Annotated in this window: 19 protein-coding genes; 9 read left to right on the top strand and 10 right to left on the bottom strand. The window is 62.0% G+C overall.

Going from position 1 to position 18,358, the window contains the following annotated elements; all coding sequences use genetic code 11:
* The first annotated feature begins 142 nt into the window (after positions 1 to 142).
* Together rpsU and ACU5AZ_RS12820 are read left to right on the top strand one after the other, a co-directional pair.
* Positions 143 to 367, top strand: coding sequence for a 30S ribosomal protein S21 (gene rpsU, locus ACU5AZ_RS12825; RefSeq protein ID WP_261928721.1), 225 nt, complete (start codon positions 143 to 145; stop codon positions 365 to 367).
* 126 nt (positions 368 to 493) lie between these two features.
* Positions 494 to 1,396 (top strand): tetratricopeptide repeat protein, encoded by a 903-nt coding sequence (locus ACU5AZ_RS12820; protein ID WP_446822749.1) that lies wholly within the window; start codon positions 494 to 496, stop codon positions 1,394 to 1,396.
* A gap of 124 nt (positions 1,397 to 1,520) precedes the next feature.
* On the opposite strand, the gene ACU5AZ_RS12815 is transcribed toward ACU5AZ_RS12820, so the two are convergent.
* Positions 1,521 to 1,745, bottom strand: coding sequence for an aa3-type cytochrome c oxidase subunit IV (locus tag ACU5AZ_RS12815; RefSeq protein ID WP_446822748.1), 225 nt, complete (start codon positions 1,743 to 1,745; stop codon positions 1,521 to 1,523).
* Between the two features lie 363 nt (positions 1,746 to 2,108).
* Here ACU5AZ_RS12815 and ACU5AZ_RS12810 point away from each other — a divergent pair, with 363 nt between their 5' ends.
* Positions 2,109 to 2,672, top strand: a complete 564-nt coding sequence (locus ACU5AZ_RS12810) for a TRAP transporter small permease subunit (protein ID WP_446822747.1) — start codon at positions 2,109 to 2,111, stop codon at positions 2,670 to 2,672.
* Positions 2,673 to 2,675: 3 nt separating this feature from the next.
* Complete coding sequence (locus ACU5AZ_RS12805) at positions 2,676 to 4,583, top strand: TRAP transporter large permease (RefSeq protein ID WP_446822746.1); 1,908 nt, start codon at positions 2,676 to 2,678, stop codon at positions 4,581 to 4,583.
* Between the two features lie 51 nt (positions 4,584 to 4,634).
* On the opposite strand, the gene ACU5AZ_RS12800 is transcribed toward ACU5AZ_RS12805, so the two are convergent.
* Together ACU5AZ_RS12800 and ACU5AZ_RS12795 are read right to left on the bottom strand one after the other, a co-directional pair.
* The gene (locus ACU5AZ_RS12800) at positions 4,635 to 5,303 is read right to left on the bottom strand and encodes an HAD family hydrolase (protein WP_446822745.1); all 669 of its coding nucleotides are present in this window, start codon (positions 5,301 to 5,303) and stop codon (positions 4,635 to 4,637) included.
* A gap of 117 nt (positions 5,304 to 5,420) precedes the next feature.
* A complete protein-coding gene (locus ACU5AZ_RS12795) occupies positions 5,421 to 6,527 on the bottom strand; it encodes a TRAP transporter substrate-binding protein (protein ID WP_446822744.1) in 1,107 nt (368 codons plus the stop codon).
* A gap of 289 nt (positions 6,528 to 6,816) precedes the next feature.
* Here ACU5AZ_RS12795 and ACU5AZ_RS12790 point away from each other — a divergent pair, with 289 nt between their 5' ends.
* Positions 6,817 to 7,590, top strand: coding sequence for a gamma-glutamyl-gamma-aminobutyrate hydrolase family protein (locus ACU5AZ_RS12790; RefSeq protein WP_446822743.1), 774 nt, complete (start codon positions 6,817 to 6,819; stop codon positions 7,588 to 7,590).
* A gap of 3 nt (positions 7,591 to 7,593) precedes the next feature.
* Here the strand turns inward: ACU5AZ_RS12790 and ACU5AZ_RS12785 are convergent, their stop codons facing one another.
* From ACU5AZ_RS12785 to ACU5AZ_RS12775, 3 genes are all read right to left on the bottom strand, one after another.
* Complete coding sequence (locus ACU5AZ_RS12785) at positions 7,594 to 8,562, bottom strand: 2-hydroxyacid dehydrogenase (RefSeq protein ID WP_446822742.1); 969 nt, start codon at positions 8,560 to 8,562, stop codon at positions 7,594 to 7,596.
* A 10-nt stretch (positions 8,563 to 8,572) separates the two neighbouring features.
* Entirely contained in the window at positions 8,573 to 9,604 is a 1,032-nt protein-coding gene (locus tag ACU5AZ_RS12780) for a LacI family DNA-binding transcriptional regulator (protein ID WP_446822741.1), read from the bottom strand.
* A gap of 127 nt (positions 9,605 to 9,731) precedes the next feature.
* Positions 9,732 to 10,238 carry a MarR family winged helix-turn-helix transcriptional regulator gene (locus ACU5AZ_RS12775; protein WP_446822740.1) on the bottom strand — a complete coding sequence of 169 codons (507 nt, stop codon included), beginning with the start codon at positions 10,236 to 10,238 and terminating at the stop codon, positions 9,732 to 9,734.
* A gap of 84 nt (positions 10,239 to 10,322) precedes the next feature.
* On the opposite strand from ACU5AZ_RS12775, the gene ACU5AZ_RS12770 reads away from it, so the two are divergent.
* Positions 10,323 to 11,114, top strand: coding sequence for a creatininase family protein (locus tag ACU5AZ_RS12770; RefSeq protein ID WP_446822739.1), 792 nt, complete (start codon positions 10,323 to 10,325; stop codon positions 11,112 to 11,114).
* On the opposite strand, the gene ACU5AZ_RS12765 is transcribed toward ACU5AZ_RS12770, so the two are convergent.
* Positions 11,100 to 11,621: a GNAT family N-acetyltransferase gene (locus ACU5AZ_RS12765; protein ID WP_446822738.1), complete on the bottom strand. Its 522-nt coding sequence runs from the start codon at positions 11,619 to 11,621 to the stop codon at positions 11,100 to 11,102. The genes ACU5AZ_RS12770 and ACU5AZ_RS12765 overlap by 15 nt on opposite strands.
* 139 nt (positions 11,622 to 11,760) lie before the next feature.
* Here ACU5AZ_RS12765 and ACU5AZ_RS12760 point away from each other — a divergent pair, with 139 nt between their 5' ends.
* The 3 genes from ACU5AZ_RS12760 to ACU5AZ_RS12750 all read left to right on the top strand — a co-directional run bounded on the left by ACU5AZ_RS12760 (position 11,761) and on the right by ACU5AZ_RS12750 (position 15,989).
* Positions 11,761 to 12,876 carry a CobW family GTP-binding protein gene (locus ACU5AZ_RS12760; protein ID WP_446822737.1) on the top strand — a complete coding sequence of 372 codons (1,116 nt, stop codon included), beginning with the start codon at positions 11,761 to 11,763 and terminating at the stop codon, positions 12,874 to 12,876.
* On the top strand, positions 12,876 to 13,862 hold the full coding sequence (locus ACU5AZ_RS12755; protein WP_446822736.1) for a WD40 repeat domain-containing protein: 987 nt from the start codon (positions 12,876 to 12,878) through the stop codon (positions 13,860 to 13,862). Before ACU5AZ_RS12760 ends, ACU5AZ_RS12755 begins: the two co-directional genes overlap by 1 nt.
* Positions 13,863 to 14,138: 276 nt before the next feature.
* Positions 14,139 to 15,989 (top strand): methyl-accepting chemotaxis protein, encoded by a 1,851-nt coding sequence (locus ACU5AZ_RS12750; protein ID WP_446822735.1) that lies wholly within the window; start codon positions 14,139 to 14,141, stop codon positions 15,987 to 15,989.
* 106 nt (positions 15,990 to 16,095) lie between these two features.
* Here the strand turns inward: ACU5AZ_RS12750 and ACU5AZ_RS12745 are convergent, their stop codons facing one another.
* From ACU5AZ_RS12745 to ACU5AZ_RS12735, 3 genes are all read right to left on the bottom strand, one after another.
* Positions 16,096 to 16,542: a glyoxalase superfamily protein gene (locus ACU5AZ_RS12745; RefSeq protein ID WP_446822734.1), complete on the bottom strand. Its 447-nt coding sequence runs from the start codon at positions 16,540 to 16,542 to the stop codon at positions 16,096 to 16,098.
* A gap of 232 nt (positions 16,543 to 16,774) precedes the next feature.
* Positions 16,775 to 17,464, bottom strand: a complete 690-nt coding sequence (locus ACU5AZ_RS12740; RefSeq protein ID WP_446822733.1) for an OmpW/AlkL family protein — start codon at positions 17,462 to 17,464, stop codon at positions 16,775 to 16,777.
* Between the two features lie 305 nt (positions 17,465 to 17,769).
* Positions 17,770 to 18,357 (bottom strand): GNAT family N-acetyltransferase, encoded by a 588-nt coding sequence (locus ACU5AZ_RS12735; protein WP_446822732.1) that lies wholly within the window; start codon positions 18,355 to 18,357, stop codon positions 17,770 to 17,772.
* Between the last annotated feature and the right edge of the window lies 1 nt (position 18,358).

Genomic DNA, 18,358 nt, shown 5'->3' with positions numbered 1-18,358 from the left:
CCCACTCTCCCGCTGGACTTGAAGCGGACGATCTGATATCCCGCTTTCCAATCGCAAGGCTTGCGCACTGCGAATTATTATTATTTTGCCTGCTGCAATGCCTGCGGGCGAGCAACACCAACACCAAAGGAACGGGATTCACGTGCAGGTACTTGTCCGCGATAATAACGTTGATCAGGCTCTCCGCGCTCTGAAAAAGAAGATGCAGCGCGAAGGCATCTTCCGCGAAATGAAGATGCGCGACTACTACGAAAAGCCGTCGCAGAAGCGCGCGCGCGAAAAGGCAGAAGCCGTCCGCCGCGTACGCAAGCTGGCACGCAAGCGCGCCCAGCGCGAAGGTCTCGTCGGCAACGGCCGCAGCCACTAATTGACCGGTCGTCTTTTTGACGTTTTCGGATGTAACTTGGGCGGAGGCGACCTGATCGCCGCCGCCTTTTGCTTTTCAGACGATGTGAACGATACGAACTTCGTACCGTAGGGGGAATAAAGCCTGATGACGGCTGATTTGCGCGACCGCACCATTCGCAACCACGTTTCGGCGACTTCAACGCGGACGATCAAGCGCTCGGCATTTGCCGTCGCCCTGCTCGCGGGCGCCGCACTTCTGCAAGGCTGCGTCAGCACACCGACGAGCAGTGATGTGATCAAGCTTGACCGGGCACAGGGCTCGGAACAGAACATCGCCTCGCTGACCGCTGTCATCAACGCCAATCCGAACGACCCGCAGGGCTACAACACCCGCGGCTATGCCTACGGCAGCGCCGGCGAGTTCAACAAGGCGCTGGAAGATTTCAACCGCGCCATCCAGCTCAACCCGCGCTTCTATCAGGCCTACGCCAATCGGGCTCTGATCTACCGCAACATGGGCAAGCCGGTCGAGGCCGCGCAGGATTACAGCCGCGCACTGCAGATCAACCAGAATTATGACGTCGCCTATATCGGCCGCGGCAACATCTATCGCCAGGCCGGCCGCATCGACGAAGCCTTCAGCGACTTCAACCGCGCCATCCAGCTCGACACGACCGACGGACGCGCCTACCATAATCGCGGCCTGATCTACCAGAAGCGCGGCCAGCACGAGAAGGCGATCGACGATTTCTCCAAGGCGATCTCGCTGTCGCCGAACTCGCCGGAACCCTATAACGGCCGCGGCCTCTCCTATGTCGCGCTGAACGACGACGAGAACGCCTTCGCCGACTTCAATCACGCCATCGAGCTGGACCCGAGCATCGCTGAATCCTGGGCAAACCAGGCATTCATCTACGAGCGCCGCGGCGACTTCACCAAGGCGGCCAAGTCCTATCGCCATGCCCTGGGCCTTGACCCGAAGTACACGCCGGCCCGCGACGGACTGGCACGCGTGCAGGGCAAGACCAGCACGGCAAGCGCCGGCTGAACAAGCTGGCAACCACCGCTAGGCGACCGGCGGTGTCGTATGCTCTTCAGACTTTACCGAACACAAAAAAGCCGGCCCAGGCTCAAACGCCAGGGCCGGCTTTTTGTATCTGACCGTACGTTCGTTACTTCAGGAAGATGAAGCCGGCGACGCAGGCAATGATGAAGGTCAGGAGGCCGCCGAGGAAACCACCGGCGGTGAAAAAGCCGGCAGCCATGGCAATCATCAGCGCGACGACGATCATCGTGCCGTACTTGGCGGCGGCGATGAACATGTCGTAGGTCTTTTCGTGTTCCTGATAGTTCATCGGCGCACCGGTTTCGACCGGCCCAGTCGGATGCTCGCTCATCGTCTCTTGTCTCCCCTTTGCAAACCGATCGGACAAAGGCGATCCGTCGCCCGACCCGGTCGGAATCCCCGCGAAACGACGCATGCGGATTCCATCCACTCTTGATTAAGCCGATTACACAAATGCTCCGAAAAGTGCAATGGCCTTGGCGTGCCACCGCCCGAATCGCCCCCTCGTATTTCCCGTCGCCGACAACGACAATACAACCACAAGTAACAGGACACGGTGAACTCCCCCAGGATGCGGCAAAGGCGCGCAAATATAATTCACCTGGAGCGACTTACGCACCCAATTGCCCTTGACAGACGTTGCCATCGGTTGGGCGAGCCTTTAAGGACAATGGGCGCTTTGGGGAGGAATTCTATGCAGGCTCTATTGTCCTTGAGCCGGGTGATTGACGCGGTCACGCGTTTCATCGGTCGGTCCGTGTCATGGCTGCTGCTGGCGGCGGTGCTGATCAGCGCCGGCAACGCAGTGATACGCAAGGTGTTCGACATGTCGTCCAACGCCTGGCTGGAGATTCAGTGGTATCTCTACGGCGTCGTCTTTCTGCTTGCGGCCGCCTATGCGCTCTTGAACAACGAGCATGTCCGCATCGACATCATCTCCGGCTCCTGGAAGAAGCGCACCCGCGACTGGGTCGACCTGGTGCTGCACGTCATCTTCCTTCTCCCCTTCTCGTCGCTGATGGTCTGGCTGGCATGGCCGTGGTTCTGGACCTCTTTCAATTCCGGTGAAATGTCACCGAATGCCGGCGGCCTGATCATCTGGCCCGCAAAGCTCGCCGTCCTCGCCGGCTTCATCCTCCTCACCGTCCAGGCCGTATCCGAAGTCATCAAGCGCGCGGCGGTGATCGCCGGAAAGCTCGATGACCCGCGCCCGGACAACCATGCCGACCATATCGCCGAGATCATGGAGAACCACTAAGCCATGATCGATCTTGTCGCCCACAACCTCGCGCCCATCATGTTCACCTCGGTGATGGCGCTTCTGCTTCTCGGCTATCCCGTCGCCTTCACGCTGGCCGCAGGTGGTCTCATCTTCTTCGTCATCGGCGTGGAATTTTCGACGATCTCGCCCGAGATCAAGCTGTTCTGGCCGCTGCTGCAGTCGCATCCCGAGCGAATATACGGGATCATGTACAACGACACGCTGCTGGCGATCCCCTTCTTCACCTTCATGGGCTTGATCCTGGAACGATCGCGCATGGCGGAAGACCTGCTGGAAACGATCGGCCAGCTGTTCGGGCCAGTGCGCGGCGGGCTTGCCTATGCCGTCATCCTGGTCGGAGCGCTGTTGGGTGCGACAACCGGCGTCGTTGCCGCCTCCGTCATGGCCATGGGCCTCATCTCCATGCCGATCATGCTGCGCTACAGCTACCGCCCGTCGCTTGTCGCCGGCACAATCGCGGCATCCGGCACGCTGGCGCAGATCGTCCCGCCGTCGCTCGTCCTCATCGTGATGGCCGACCAGCTCGGCAGGTCCGTCGGCGACATGTATCTCGGCGCGGTCTATCCGTCGCTGATCATTGTCGCTGCCTACTGCCTCTACATCTTCGCGATGTCGCTGATCAGGCCGAAGTCGGTGCCGGCTCTGCCGGTCGAGGCGCGCACGCTCGGATCGGGCGTGACGTCGCTGATGGTCATGCTGGCGATTGCCGCCGCGCTCTACTATCTCGGCGACACCATCCTGTTCACGGCGATCAGCCCCGAATGGCGGCTCGTCGCGTCGCTGGCCTTCGGCATTCTCGTGATATACGCGGTCGCGCTGATCAACGCACGGCTCAGCAACAAGATCATCTCGCGGCTGGCCGAACAGGTCATCATCGTGCTGATCCCGCCGCTGGCGCTGATCTTCCTGGTGCTCGGCACGATCTTCCTCGGCATCGCCACCCCGACGGAAGGCGGCGCCATGGGCGCCACAGGCGCGCTGATCCTCGCCTTCGCCAAGCGCCGGCTGAACATGACGACGCTGAAACATGCGCTGGATTCGACCACGAAGCTCTCCGCCTTCGTCATGATGATCCTGATCGGCGCCCGCGTCTTCGGCCTGACCTTCTACGGCATCAACGGCAATGTCTGGATCGAGGACCTGCTCTTGAGCCTGCCGGGCGGGGAATACGGCTTCCTGCTGGTGGTCACGCTGATTGTCTTCATTCTCGGCTGCTTCCTCGATTTCTTCGAGATCGCCTTCATCATGGTACCGCTTCTGGCGCCGGTCGCCGAAAAGCTCGGCATCGACCTGATCTGGTTCGGCCTGATCCTCGGCATCAACCTGCAGACCTCGTTCCTCACGCCACCTTTCGGCTTCTCGCTGTTCTACCTGCGCTCGGTCGCCCCGGCCAGCGCCTGGAAGGACCAGGCGACCGGCAAGATGATGAATGGCCTGAAGACGGTCGAGATCTACAAGGGCGTCGTGCCCTACATCATCATCCAGTTCGCGGTGATCATGCTGGTCATAGCCTTCCCCTGGCTCGTCACCCACTACAAGGATGATGAACCGCACATCGATCCGAATTCGGTAACGATCGACGTTCCAGGCTTCGGCACGGGTGATTCAGGCCTTCCCGGACTGGGACTGCCGCCGCTGGGCGGAGCCGACCAGGGTTCGGGCAACAACAACCAACCGGCCTTTGGCCTGCCGCCACTCAATCTCGGCACGCCCGGCGCAGCGCCGGCCCCGGATCAGGGCGGCAACAGCCAGCCCGCATTCGGCCTGCCGCCGCTGGATCTCAGCCCGCCCGGCTCGACGCCCGCACCGAATTCCGGTGATGCGCAGAAGCCGGCCGAGCCCGCCGATCCGTCGATGGATCTGAGCCAGCCGCCCAAGTTCAACTGAGGCTTGCGCAAGAGCAATGAAGCCGCCGCGGAACCGCTTCCGCGGCGGTTGCTATTTGTCGTCCAGAACAGCGGCCAGGGATTGGCGCACCGCGTGCAGGTCCGGCGCGATCCTCACGCACAGGCGCTCGACCTCCGCCGTCGGCTCAAGCAGGTCCGGAACCATGACGGTCATCATCCCGGCGCTGGACGCCGAGCGGACGCCCGTATGCGAATCCTCGAGCGCCAGACACAGGGACGGCAGGGTCGCCAGCCGGGCCGCAGCGGTGAGATACGGATCGGGAGCCGGCTTGCCGCGCTCATAGTCGCCCCATGCGACGATTTCCCGGAAGTAGCCGCCGATGCCGTGCATACCCACATGGTGGTCCACGCTCTGCCGCCGCGAGGATGTCGCGATGGCGCAGGTAATGTCGTTCATCCGTAGAAATTCAAGCAGCTCCGGAACACCCGGCTTCATCTGCAGGCGGGTATCCGCGAGTTCCTGGAAATGCGCCAGACAGATGGTCCTGAATTCGTCGGTGGGAAAGTCGGCCCCGAACAGGTCGACGAGGATCGAACGGATCGAATCCCAGGGATGCCCCAGCGTCCGGCGGAACATCTCGTCGTCCATGCGATGCCCGAGCGCGGTGATCGCCGCAAAACTTGCCTCACGATAGAGGACCTCCGTATCGAACAGCAGACCATCCATGTCGAAGACGACGGCGGCGGGGCGGCGAAGCATGGTGTTTTTTCTCCGGATCGAGGCGGTTCGCCTGCCATAAACCACGCAGTGCGGAAACAAAAAAGCCCCGGACAGGATTTTGTCCGGGGCCCAATCGGTCAATGATGTTTCAGCAGATCAGAGCTTGCCCGAGCGCTGCTGGATCATCATGAAGGTGTCGAAGGTGTACTCGGCGATCTGCGCCCAGAGATAGGCATCCTTCTTGAACGCGAGCTGGTCGTCATAGACCTTCTTGAAGCTGGCGCTCTGGTTCGACAGGTCTGCATAGATGCCAAGAGCGGCGTCATAGCAGGCAGCCATGATTTCCTGCGTGAACGGCCTGAGGACCGTGCCTTCCGCGACGAGCTGCTTGAGGGCCTGCGGGTTCTTCGTGTCGTACTTCGCCATCATGTTGGTGTTGGCGAATGCGCAGGCGTCGGTCAGGATCGCCTGATAGTGCTTCGGCAGGTTGTTGTACTTGTCGAGGTTGAAGAAGGCGTGGACGACCGGACCACCTTCCCACCAGCCCGGGTAGTAGTAGTACTTGGCGACCTTGTAGAAGCCGAGCTTCTGGTCGTCATACGGGCCGACGAACTCGGCGGCGTCGATGGTACCCTTTTCAAGCGCCGGATAGATGTCGCCGCCCGCGAGCTGCTGCGGCACGACGCCGACCTTTTCGACAACCTTGCCGGCGAGGCCGGCGATGCGGAATTTCAGCCCCTTCAGGTCGTCGACCGTGTTGATTTCCTTGCGGAACCAACCGCCCATCTGCACGCCGGTGTTGCCGGCCGGCAGACCGTAGACGCCCTGCGTGGCGAAGAACTCGTTCAACAGCGTGTTACCGTTGCCCTGGTAGAACCAGGCATTCTGCATGCGCGCGTTCAGACCGAACGGAATGGCCGTTCCAAGAGCGAAGGTCGGCTCCTTGCCCCAGAAATAATACGAGGTCGTGTGCGCGGCTTCGACCGTGCCCGCGGCGACGGCGTCAAGCGCCTGGAGACCAGGCACGATTTCGCCGGCGGCATAGGGCTGGATGGTGAAGTTGCCGTCCGTCGCTGCTGCAACGCGCTCGGAAATATCGACGGCGCCGCCGTAGATCGTGTCGAGCGACTTCGGGAATGACGACGTAATGCGCCACGTAATCTTCGGATTTTCCTGAGCGATGGCCGGCGCGGCCAGTGTGGCCGCCGCAGCGGCACCAGCCCCTGCAACACCCGCCTTCTTGATGAATGAACGACGATCCATAAATAAACCTCCCAAGTTTAAGCTGTGCCGGCTCCCCTGATTTGATCGTAATCGCCGAACACTGCGAGACCTAACCATTTTGCATCAAGCGTTTCAAGCATTTCGACTTTCATTCGTCCGGCTTTCGCATTGCCTTCGCGGGAAATTCATCACCTTGCGGCAGCTCAACCTTGCAAAAGTCGAAAAGTGCTCCGAATATCTGTCTGCGCCACCGCTTCCCGGTTGACAGCGAGGCGGGCGCGGATAGTCAAATGACAGGATCGAATTCGAACCGAAGGTCGCATCGCACATGTCGAAGCCCATCGTCGCAGTCCCGGCTGATATCCGCTTTTTCACGGAGACGAACTGGCACTGCGCCCAGAACCAATATCTGCAAGCGGCACTTGATGTCTCGGGCGTGATGTCCTTCATCATTCCGGCCTTCGAACACGGCAATGAAACGGATGCCATCCTCGACCGTGTCGACGGACTGCTCGTGACCGGTTCGGCGACCAACGTCCATCCCTCGCTCTATGGCCAGGATGCCCGAGAGGAAGACGGACCGTTCGACCCGGGCCGCGATGCCACCAGCCTGCCGCTCATTCGCCGCGCGCTCGATCGCGGCATTCCGATGCTGGCGATCTGCCGGGGCATACAGGAATTGAACGTTGCGCTGGGCGGCACGCTGGCGAGCGAAATCCAGGACCAGCCGGGCGTGTGGGACCACCGCAAGCCGGAAGACGTCCATCGCGATGAAGCCTTCGGCATCCGCCAGGGCGTCTTCGTCAAGGAAGGCTCCTGCCTCGCCAGATATCTCGGCACCGGCGAAATCCAGGTCAACTCGCTGCACCGCCAGGCAATCGCCAGGACCGCGCCCAACCTGCAGGTCGAGGCGGTGGCGGAAGATGGAACAATCGAGGCGGTCTCGGTCATCGATGCCAGGAACTTTGCCATCGGCGTGCAATGGCATCCCGAGTATTGGGCAAAGACGGACACGCCGTCGCGCCAAATCTTCGAAGCCTTCGGTGATGCGGTCCGCGCCTATGCTGGCGCCAAGGCGGGCATGGCAGCGGCCGCCGAGTAAGGCTCAGCCGTTCTTCTGTGGCGTTTCCGGCACCGGCGTCAGCGCACGGCCTTCGGCAAACCATTCGATGAGGTTGTCGACCACGAGGTCGGCCATACCGTTGCGTGTCGGCACCGAGGCCGAAGCTACGTGGGGCAGCAGCGAGGCGTTCGGAACATCGATGAGCGCCTGTGGCACATGCGGCTCGTCATAGAAGACGTCCAGCCCGGCAGCCGCGATGGTGCCGTTCTTCAAGGCCGCGGCGAGATCGTCCTCATCCACCGACCAGCCACGCCCGGCATTGACGAAAACGCCGTTGGATCCGAGGGCCGAGAGGATTTCGGCATTGATCACCTTGTGGGTCGCGTCCGTCTTCGGAACAATCGAGATCAGCGTGTCGACGTCACGCGCCATGTCGAGAAGCGATGCGTAATGCTTGTAGGGTACGTCGGTTCTCGGCGTGCGGGTGCAGTAGCTGATCTTCAGCTTGAAGGGCTCCAGCCGCTTGGCGATCTCCAGCCCGATCCGCCCGAGACCAAAAATGCCGACATGCCGTCCGGCAAGCGACAGCGGCGACAGCGGGAACGGACCTTCCTTTTCCCAGCGGCCATCGCGCAGCCACTGTTCGGCCTGCGGCAGGCGGCGGATCGTGTTGATCAGCAGCGCGACCGTGGTATCGGCAACCTCGTCGTTCAGCACATCGGGCGTATTGGTGACGATGATGCCGCGCTTGGCCGCATGCCCGACATCGACCGCATCATAGCCGACGCCGAAGCTGGCGATCACTTGCAGATTGGGCAGCATGTCCATCCATTCAGCGCTGAAGCCGCCGAAAGCAGCCGCCGCGCCGCGAATTTCGCCGCGCTCCGTCTCCGAAAGCGAGGTCGGCCCATCGATCTCCATCAGCCGCAGGTCGAATTTCTCCTTGAGGCGTTCGAGAACGCGCGGATGGCTCTTGACGGATGCGAGGATCGGAATGCGGGTATCGGACATGGGGCGGGGCTCAGGATCTGTGTGATGACGACGAAATCGGGTTGGTCGATTGCCGGATGCGCATTTCCGGCTTGATGAGGTGCAGGCCGTCAGGCTCGTGGCTGCCGCTCAATTTGTCAAGCAGCGCGCGAGCGGCCAGTCGCCCGACCTCGGCCTGCCCGTTCCAGACCGTCGTCAGCGCCGGCGTGGCGATCGCCGCTTCCTCAAGGTCGTCGTAGCCGGTCACGGAGATATCGTGGCCGGGGACGAGACCGGCGCGCGAGATGCCGTTCATCAGACCGATCGCCACCAGATCGTTCCAGCAGACGGCCGCGGTCGGCTTCTGCGGCAGAGACAGGAAATGCACCGCCGCCTCGAACCCGCCCTGCTTGCTGCGCGGGCCGGGAATGCGCAGGTTCGGGTCGACCTCTATGCCGGCCTTCTTCAGCGCCGAGGCATAGCCGAGATAGCGGTCGCGGCCTGTCGAGGTCTGGTCGGTGCCGCCGATCATGGCGATCGTCCGGTGGCCGAGGCCGATCAGATGGTTTGTGGCGAGCGCGATGCCGTAGCTGTCGTCACCGCGATAGGTGGGAACGTCGATCCCCTCCATCTGGCGCGCGACCAGAATGGCCGGCATGCCGTTGTCTTCCGCCAGCTGGATATCTTCCTTCGGCGTCCCGATCGCCGGCGACATGATGACGCCGTCACCGCCGAGCTGCAGCAGCGTCTCGATGAAGGTCCGCTGCTTCTCGACAGAATCGTAATGGTTCGAGAGGATGAAGGTGTGCTGGCTGCGGTCGAGCTCGCTTTCGATCGCCTTCAGGATTTCGCCGTAAAACGGGTTCATCACATCGTGCACGACAACGCCGATGATGCCCGACCGGGACGTCCTGAGGCTCGCCGCGCGGCGATTGTAGATGTAGCCGAGAAGTCGCGCCTGATCCTTGATACGTTCGCGCGTGGCAATCGCAACCAGCGGGCTGTCGCGCAGCGCAAGCGATACCGTAGCCGTGGAAATGCCGAGCGACTCGGCGATCGTCGATAGTTTGACCTTTTGAGCCACGACCCCTCCTGATCAAGCGATCCGGCCCGAGGCGGTGCCAGTCCGGCTTGCCGGACAAGCTTTAAAAAATTTAATTCAAGAATTCAAACGAAAAGCGATCCGGCGGAAGGCCGTCCACATATTGCAGTTAATCAAGTTGATCGTCGGCCTCGGCGGGATCCAGGTTGCGCGTAATCGCCATCAGCGACACCGTCAGCGCCCGAATATCCTTGTTCGAGAGCCCCTTCGTCGCCCGCTTTTCGCTGACCTTGAGCGCCTGATCGATTCCCTCCACGGTGTTGCGTCCGGCATCGGTCAGGAAAACCTTGGTCAGGCGTCCATCGCCGCCGTCGCTGCCGCGCGTGACGAACCCCTGCGCTTCCATGCGGCCGATCGTACGGGTCATGGTCGGCGCCTTGACGCCAAGCCGCAGCGCGATTGCACCGGCGGTCAGTCCGTCCTCCTTGGCAAGCGCGAGAATGACGCCTTCCTGCCCGGCATAAAGCCCGCATGCAGCCAGCTGATGGCTCTGTTCGGTACGCAGCGAACGGGCCGCCTGCGTCAATGCCGACGCCAGGTCCTTGCCGCCGGCTTCCGCAAGCTTCGCCTTCTTGACGGACTTATCCTTCTTGCCGTCCTTTTTCTTCTTGCCCATTTTCCCGCCGAACTCTTACTAGGAATACCGAACCATTTCAGGCTCACTGAACGTCCAATACAGAAAATAGCGAGCAACCGCCATATGCCCAATCCCGCCAGACGTTTCGAAGACAACGACCCGGCGCTCGGCCCGTCGGAGAAGAGCCGGTGGATTGCGGTCCTGCCCTTGGGCGCTCATGAGCAGCACGGACCCCACCTGCCGTTCGAAACGGATGCGCTGATCGCAGAGGGCATTGCCCGCCGACTGGCCGAAAGCCTTCCCGACACCCTGCCGGTGACCATCCTTCAAACCGAGCCGGTCGGCTATTCCATCGAGCATATGGACGTTCCCGGCACCAGGACACTGTCTTATTCGGAAGCGGTGGAGCGGTGGCTTGCGATCGCCGAAGACCTGTCGCGGCAGGGTATCCGCAAGTTCGTCATGCTGAACGCCCACGGCGGCAATTCTCCGCTGATGACCATCGTCGCGACCGAAGCGCGGGTGCGCTTCGGCATGCTGGCAGTCGCCACCAGCTGGACGCGCTTCGGTCAGCCGCAAGGGCTGATCACGCCGGAAGACAAGGCGATCGACATCCATGGCGGCGATATCGAGACGTCGGTGATGCTGGCGCTTCACCCGGAACTGGTGGACATGACGAAGGCCCGGGCCTTTCCCTCACGCCAGAGCGATTTCGCCCGGCGGTTCCAGCATCTGCGCGCCTACGGTCCGCACGCCTTTGGCTGGAAGATGGCCGATCTCAACCGCGACGGGGTGGCCGGCAACGCAGCTGCGGCGACAGCGGAAAAAGGCGAACGCCTTCTCGCCCATGCGGTCAGCGGCATCATCGAGCTGCTTCAGGACGTGGATGGCTTCGACCTGTCAGAGCTTGCCTAGCCGCCGGCGCATGAAGACGCGGCGGCTTTCGTCAAGACCCTTGGCGATATGCTCGTCCCGGATGGCGCGCATGACCGGCGACAGCGCCTCTTCCTCGAGGACCCGAAAGCCGATCCGTTCGTAGTACGGTGCATTCCAAGGCACGTCCCGGAATGTCGAAAGCAGGAGCGTGGAAAGCCCCGCCTCGACCGCCGCCTCGGCGACACGGCCGATCAACGCGGAGCCGATGCCCCGGCCGGCATATTCCTGCAGCACATCCAGTTCCTCGATATAGGCTGAGCTTTCGACCTGCCGGTAGAGAATAAAGCCGACCGGCCAGCCGGAGGATGCGACAAATAGCCTGCCGTCGCGGATATGCTCCGCGAGATCCGACGCAGCCGTCGGCCTTCCATCGGCGATCTCGGACATGCCAATGGTGCGAAAGCGCTGAGCGGCCTGCCGTTCTATGTCCTGGTAGACGAAGGTCTCCTCCAGCATACCGGGCCTTATGATGTAATCTGCCACCATGCGCCGTCCCTCCTTGGGGAAGCCCGCTGCAAAACCCTTTGAACTCCTCTCTTCTATTGCCTATATGAACCGGGATCGAATTCAAGCTCCCAACAGCTCTAATTTAGGTTCTTCTAGGAACCTTCCGAGTGAGGTTTTCATGTCCGATACCGCCCAAAGCCCCATCCCCGTAACCGTCCTGACCGGTTACCTCGGCGCCGGAAAGACGACGCTCCTGAACCGTATCCTGTCGGAAAGCCACGGCAAGAAATACGCCGTCATCGTCAACGAGTTCGGCGAGATCGGCATCGACAACGACCTGATCGTCGAATCCGACGAGGAAATCTACGAAATGAACAACGGCTGCGTCTGCTGCACCGTGCGCGGCGACCTGATCCGCGTCGTGGAAGGCCTGATGCGCCGCCCGGGCCGCTTCGATGGCATCATCGTCGAGACGACCGGCCTCGCCGACCCGGTGCCGGTCGCCCAGACCTTCTTCATGGACGAAGACGTGCGCGCCAAGACCGAGCTCGACGCCGTCGTTGCGCTGGTCGATGCCAAGCATCTGCTGCTGCGCCTGAAGGACAGCCGCGAAGCCGAAGACCAGATCGCCTTTGCCGACGTCATTGTCGTCAACAAGACCGACCTCGTCTCGCATGAGGAGCTGCACCAGGTCGAGGATGTCGTGCGCGCCATCAATCCGTCCGCCCGCATCTACGCCACCACCCGTTCGGGCGTCGATCTCGCCAAGGTCCTGAACCAGGGTGCCTTCAATCTCGAGCGCGCGCTGGAAAACGATCCGCATTTCCTCGATCACGACGACGAGGACCATGTCTGCGGCCCGGACTGCGACCATGATCATCACCACCATCATGGCCACGACCACGATCACGACCATCACCACCATGATCACCATGATCACGGTCATGACCATGGGCACCATCACCACAACCACGGCCCGTCACCCATCCACGACGTCACGGTCACGTCGCTGTCCTTCCGCGCCGGCGAGATGAACCCGGAGCGCTTCTTCCCGTGGATCCAAAAGGTCACCCAGACCTTCGGCCCGCAGATCCTGCGCCTCAAGGGTATCATCGCGTTCAAGGGCGACGACCATCGTTACGTCGTCCAGGGCGTCCACATGATCATCGAGGGCGATCACCAGCGCCCGTGGAAGGAAAACGAGAAGCGCGAGACCCGCCTCGTCTTCATCGGCCGTGATCTGGACCGCGAAAAGCTGGAAGCAAGCTTCCGCGCCTGCGAGGCAGCCGCCTGATGCCGACGGTCGCGCCGCTCGACATCGAAGGTTATGTCGTTTCCGCCGCCTTCCTGAACGATGTGCCCTTCTTCGCCGCCGCCTCCGGTCAAATCCATCGGCTGGATGGCGGCGACAAGGTCACCGAGGCGCATCAGGGTCTTCTGTCCTGCGTCAAGGATCCCTACTCCGAGACGCTGATCACCGGCGGCGAAGACGGCAAGGTCAACCGCATAGGAGCAGACGGTTCCGTCTCGCTGGTCGCCGAGGCGCCGCGCAAGTGGATCTCGGTCGTTGCCGGCGGGCCGCAGGGTGCGGTCGCCTATGCGCACGGCCGCTCGGCGCTCGTAAAGCTTGCCGACGGCACGGAGAAGGAATTCGCCGAACAGCGCACCGTCGAGGGCATCGCCTTCGCGCCGAAAGGCCTGAGGATCGGCGTGGCGCGCTACAACGGCGTGACCCTGCATTGGGTCGGAACCGCTGGACAGCCCGTCGATCTGGAATGGAAGGGCGCCCATACCGGCATCACCTTTTCGCCGGACGGACGTTTCGTCGTCACCACCATGCAGGAAAACGCGCTGCACGGCTGGAAGCTCGACGGCAAGCCCGGCGACGCCCGTCACATGCGCATGACCGGCTATCCGGCCAAGGTCAAATCGCTGTCATGGTCGCCGAAGGGCAAATGGCTCGCGTCCTCCGGCGCGCCCGCCGCCATCGTCTGGCCGTTCTCCAGCAAGGACGGTCCGATGGGCAAGGCACCGCTGGAACTCGGCACGCGGGCCGACATCATGGTCACTTCCGTCGCCTTCCACCCCACTGACGAGGTGCTCGCCATCGGCTTCATCGACGGCATGATCCTGGCCGTCCGCATCGCCGACAGCAAGGAAGCGCTGCTGCGCCGTCCTGGCAAGGGCGCGGTCACTTCGATGGCCTGGAACCGTTCGGGCAAGCAACTCGCCTTCGCATCGGAAGCAGGAGACTGCGGCGTCGTCGACATCGCCGGCTGACTGCGCACACCAATTCCGCAGGCATGCCGGAGCGTACCTGACCGGCTGCCATCGGATTCCCGCATCTATCCGGAAAAGATGCCCGCGTCGTCAAGTCTGGTTTGCAGCTGCTAATATTGGCATCTTATCAAAGGCTTTCCAAAGAATACACAAGTCTAAGCGCCATACAACGATTCCAGACCGGGACAATACAACCCGGCATAGAAGTTCGGATTCACCGTTACTTAATCATCTTCCCGCAAAATTTGACAAAGATTAAATTTTGAGGGCCCCCACATGAAACTTCTGTCGCGTTTTGGCTTGGTCAAGACGGTCACCATCTTGAGTGCCGTTGTCACGCTCGCCGCGCTTGCCGCCATTTTCGTCGTCGCCTGGCAGGTGATTTCCACCAACATCCGAACCAATGCGATCGACGGCCAGAACCGCAGCCTTCGCATTGCGGCCGAAATCGTCAGCCGCGACGTTCCCGGCACGAAGGTGACCTACGACAAGAACGGCAACATCGACAAGATCATCATGGAGACGGTTCCGACGGACGTTAAGGATCACGCCATGATCGACAGCGTCGGCCGTATCTCAGGCGAGACGGCGACGATCTTCGCATGGGACGGCGCATCGAAGGACTTCTGGCGCCAGACGACCAATATCGTCAAGCCGGACGGCAATCGCGCGGTCGGCACGCAGCTCGGGCAGAGCGGCGCCGTCTATCCCGTCGTCACCAAGGGCCAGACCTATCGCGGCGAGGCCGTCATTCTCGGCAAGCCCTATTATACCATCTACCAGCCGATCTTCTCGCCGTCGGGACAGGTGACCGGCATTCTCTATGCCGGCGTCGACGCGCAGGAAATCAACGCCGTCGCAAGCGAAATCGGCGTCAAGGTGGGCATCGCCGCCATCCTCGCAACGCTCGTCGCAGCCTGTCTGATCGCACTGGCGATGCGCGCAGCACTCGGCGGACTGCCGACGCTGACGGCCGTCGCCCGGCGCATGACGGACGGTGATCTCGCGGTGGAGGTGCCGAACCTGACGCTCGGCAACGAGATCGGCGATCTGTCGCGGGCCATCGACATCTTCCGCCGCAACGAGCTCGAGGCCCGCGAACTGCGCAAGCAGTCCGAGACTATACGGGAAAACGCCGAACGGGACCGCGCCGCCACCGAGAGCGAGAAGTCCCGCGAGGCCGATCTCATCCGCCGCTCCGTCGACCGTCTGGCCGAGGGCCTGACACGTCTGTCGCAGGGCGACCTGACGGTCAGCATCGACGACCATTTCCACGGCGACATGGAGCGCGTGCGCACCGACTTCAACGCCTCGGTCCGCAAGCTCAACGAAACCCTGACCGCCGTCAGCACCAACGCTCGCTCGATCGACGACAGCGCCGCGGAAATGCGCTCCGCATCCGACAACCTCTCCAAGCGCACCGAACAGCAGGCGGCATCGCTGGAGGAAACCTCCGCCGCTCTCGACGAGATCACCACAACCGTCAGCAATGCGTCGGCACGGGCACGCGAAGCCGCCCAGATGGTCGATGCCGCCAAGAAGAGCTCCGAAGCCTCCGCCCAGGTCGTCGCCGATGCGATTGCCGCCATGGGCCGCATCGAGGGTGCGTCCGGCGAGATTTCCTCGATCATCAACGTCATCGACGAGATCGCCTTCCAGACCAACCTCCTTGCGCTGAATGCCGGCGTCGAGGCCGCACGCGCCGGTGAGGCCGGCAAAGGCTTTGCGGTCGTCGCCCAGGAAGTTCGCGAACTGGCGCAGCGCTCGGCCAATGCCGCCAAGGACATCAAGGGCCTGATCGAGAAATCGGGTCACGAAGTGCAGAACGGCGTCACCCTGGTGCGCAACACCGGCGAAGCGCTGCAGGCGATCGCCTCGCAGGTCGCCCGGATCAACGAGTCGATCAGCGCCATCGCGACGAGCGCCGGCGAACAGGCGACCGGCCTCACTGAGGTCAACTCGGCCGTCGGCCAGATGGACCAGATGACACAGCAGAACGCGGCGATGGTGGAAGAGACGGCGGCCCTGACACACCGGCTCGCATCGGATGCCCAGGCGCTGGCCGGACTGATCGAACAGTTCAAGCTGAGCCAGGCGGCCGCAGCAAAGAGAAGCTACGCGGCCTAGTCCACGAAAGTCTGTCCAAAGTTGAAACAAGAAGACCGGCGGAGCAAACTCCGCCGGTCTTTTCGTCTTCCTGTTGTATGTCGGCATTGCGGAAACGGCGTGACCGTCACCACGCAAGCTCCAGATGAGGGCGCCCGTTCGAGGTCTTCTCGACGGTGCAGCCGTCTTCGCCGATCGTGCACGACACCCGCTTGCGAAACGCCGAGAAGCTCTCGAATGTGACGACATCGACAGGCTCGTCGAAATCGAGCGTGATACGGTAGCGCCCCGGCTGCGCCGAGATCGCCTGCACTCCGATGATCTCGCCGGAAAACGCCTGGCCGAGATAATGGCCGGAGACCCGCGACCCCAGCATGTAGAGATTGAGCGGCGGCCGGTTGCCGGCGATCGCCGCAAGCGTGTTCCAGTCGCGAAGACCATATTGCTTCGCGATCAGTTCCAGGGCTTTCGAATGACTTATGGAAGCTCCCTCGCCTTCCAGTGAAGAGCGCAGGCGCTTGGCCTGGTACTTCAATGCATGAAGGGCGGGCAGCGGCATGGATAGTCCGCTCATGACAGTCCTCTTTTCCGGCATCCCGGTCTGGCCTGATAATGTGGGTGCCCGCATTGCCACCGGCCGGATGCCTTGAAAAAGCATGAACCGTGTCTCTTTAAAGAGGGAACTTCACCATCGGCTTCTTCTCAAAAAAGCCAGCGAGCGGCAGGGGTTCCAGCCCTTGCCGCCCGAGATAGTGTCTGACCTCGAAGTTGTCAATCCGCGGGCCGCCTCCCGCGGGCGACACCGCCTAGAAGCGGTATGTAACACCGGCGCCGATCAGCCAGGGATCGAGCTTGGCCTTGCCGCTGATCGGCGTGCCGTTGAGCTTGGCGTCGTAGTCGGCGTCGAGGAAGATCTTCTTGACGTCGAAGTTCAAACCCCAGTGATCGTTGACCATGTAGTCGAAACCAACCTGCAGGGCGACGCCGAAGGTATCCTTAACCTTCAGGTCGGTGACAGAGCCATTGCCGTCCTGATTGTAGAACATCGTGTAGTTCACACCGGCGCCGAGATACGGCTTGAAGGCGCCGAAATCGGTGAAGTGGTATTGCAAAGTGAGGGTCGGCGGCAGGATCCAGGTCTTGCCGATCCGCCCGAGACCGCTGATCTTTCCGTCGCCGTAGATATTGGAGTAGGTCGTCCCAAGGATCAGTTCAGCCGCGATATTGTCGGTGAAGTAGTAGCTGATGTCGAGTTCGGGAATGACCGAGTTGCTGTAAGAGAGATCCGATCCCGACACGCCATCGACTTTACCATCGTCATTCGGCAGCACGCCGAGACCACGGACACGGACCTGCCAAGGGCTGAGCGCAGCCGCCGGCGCTTCTGCCGCAGGAGTTGCAGGCGCAAGATCGGCCGCCATGGCCGCCGGTGCCGCGACAGTGAAGATTGTTGTTGCAGCCAGTGCGAAAGTCCAAGCCGTCCAGCGAATGCCCATTTCCATTTCTCCTAAAACAAACAAGGTTATGCCTCGCGCGGAGTAAAGCGGAGCCGAAAAGCGGACGATTGATTCAGATCAACGAAGGGATCGCCTGCGACAAAAAAAGCGAGAGCGAATAGACATACGTTAAGTTGCAATCTGCTTGGAATGGCATCCGTCAAGAGTGGCGATTGATGACCGTTTTATCAGTAAAGGAAAAACGAGGCCGGAGCCCAATCGAATCGGCCGCCGACGATGATTCGCCGACGGCCGATTGCGTCAGAAACTGGCTTCGCGGAATTCGCCCGCGATGCTTGGCCGGATCAGGCGGCCCTGCGCAGCGCCTGCATGGCGGGCTTGCGGCCCGCCGCCGTCAGCACGCCTGCAGCGCCGTCGAGCCAACCGTCGACGAGTTCCAGCGCCAGGAAGCGCGCACGCTCGAACGGTCCCGGCATGACGAGGTGCTGGGTCTTGTCGGCAAAGAAGCCGAAGCGTTCGTAATAGGCAGCGTCGCCGACAAGCAGGATGGCGCCGTGGCCGCGCACCTTGGCTTCCATGATCGCATGCCGCATCAGCGCGCCGCCGATGCCCTTGCCCTCATGGGCCGGGTCGACCGCAAGCGGGCCGAGCAGAAGCGCCTTGACCGGCGTGCCGCGCGAATCAATGCCTGCCTCGATGTCCCACAGGCGCACCGTGCCGATGACCTGGCCGGCGTCGTCGCGGGCCACGAAGGCAAGGCCTTCGGACGGCAGGCGGCCACGGCGCAGCTTCTCCGACGACTTGCGGCGGCGATTCTTGCCCATGGCCTGGTCGAGCAGGCTCTCGCGGGCGGCAACATCGCCCTGATGTTCAATGTCGAGTACGAACGCCGGCGCAAAAGATGCGTGCACGGCACCAAGAACAGCGGCCATG

This window comes from Rhizobium sp. PAMB 3182, assembly GCF_052908355.1.
This window is presented reverse-complemented; position numbering and strand designations above follow the sequence as displayed.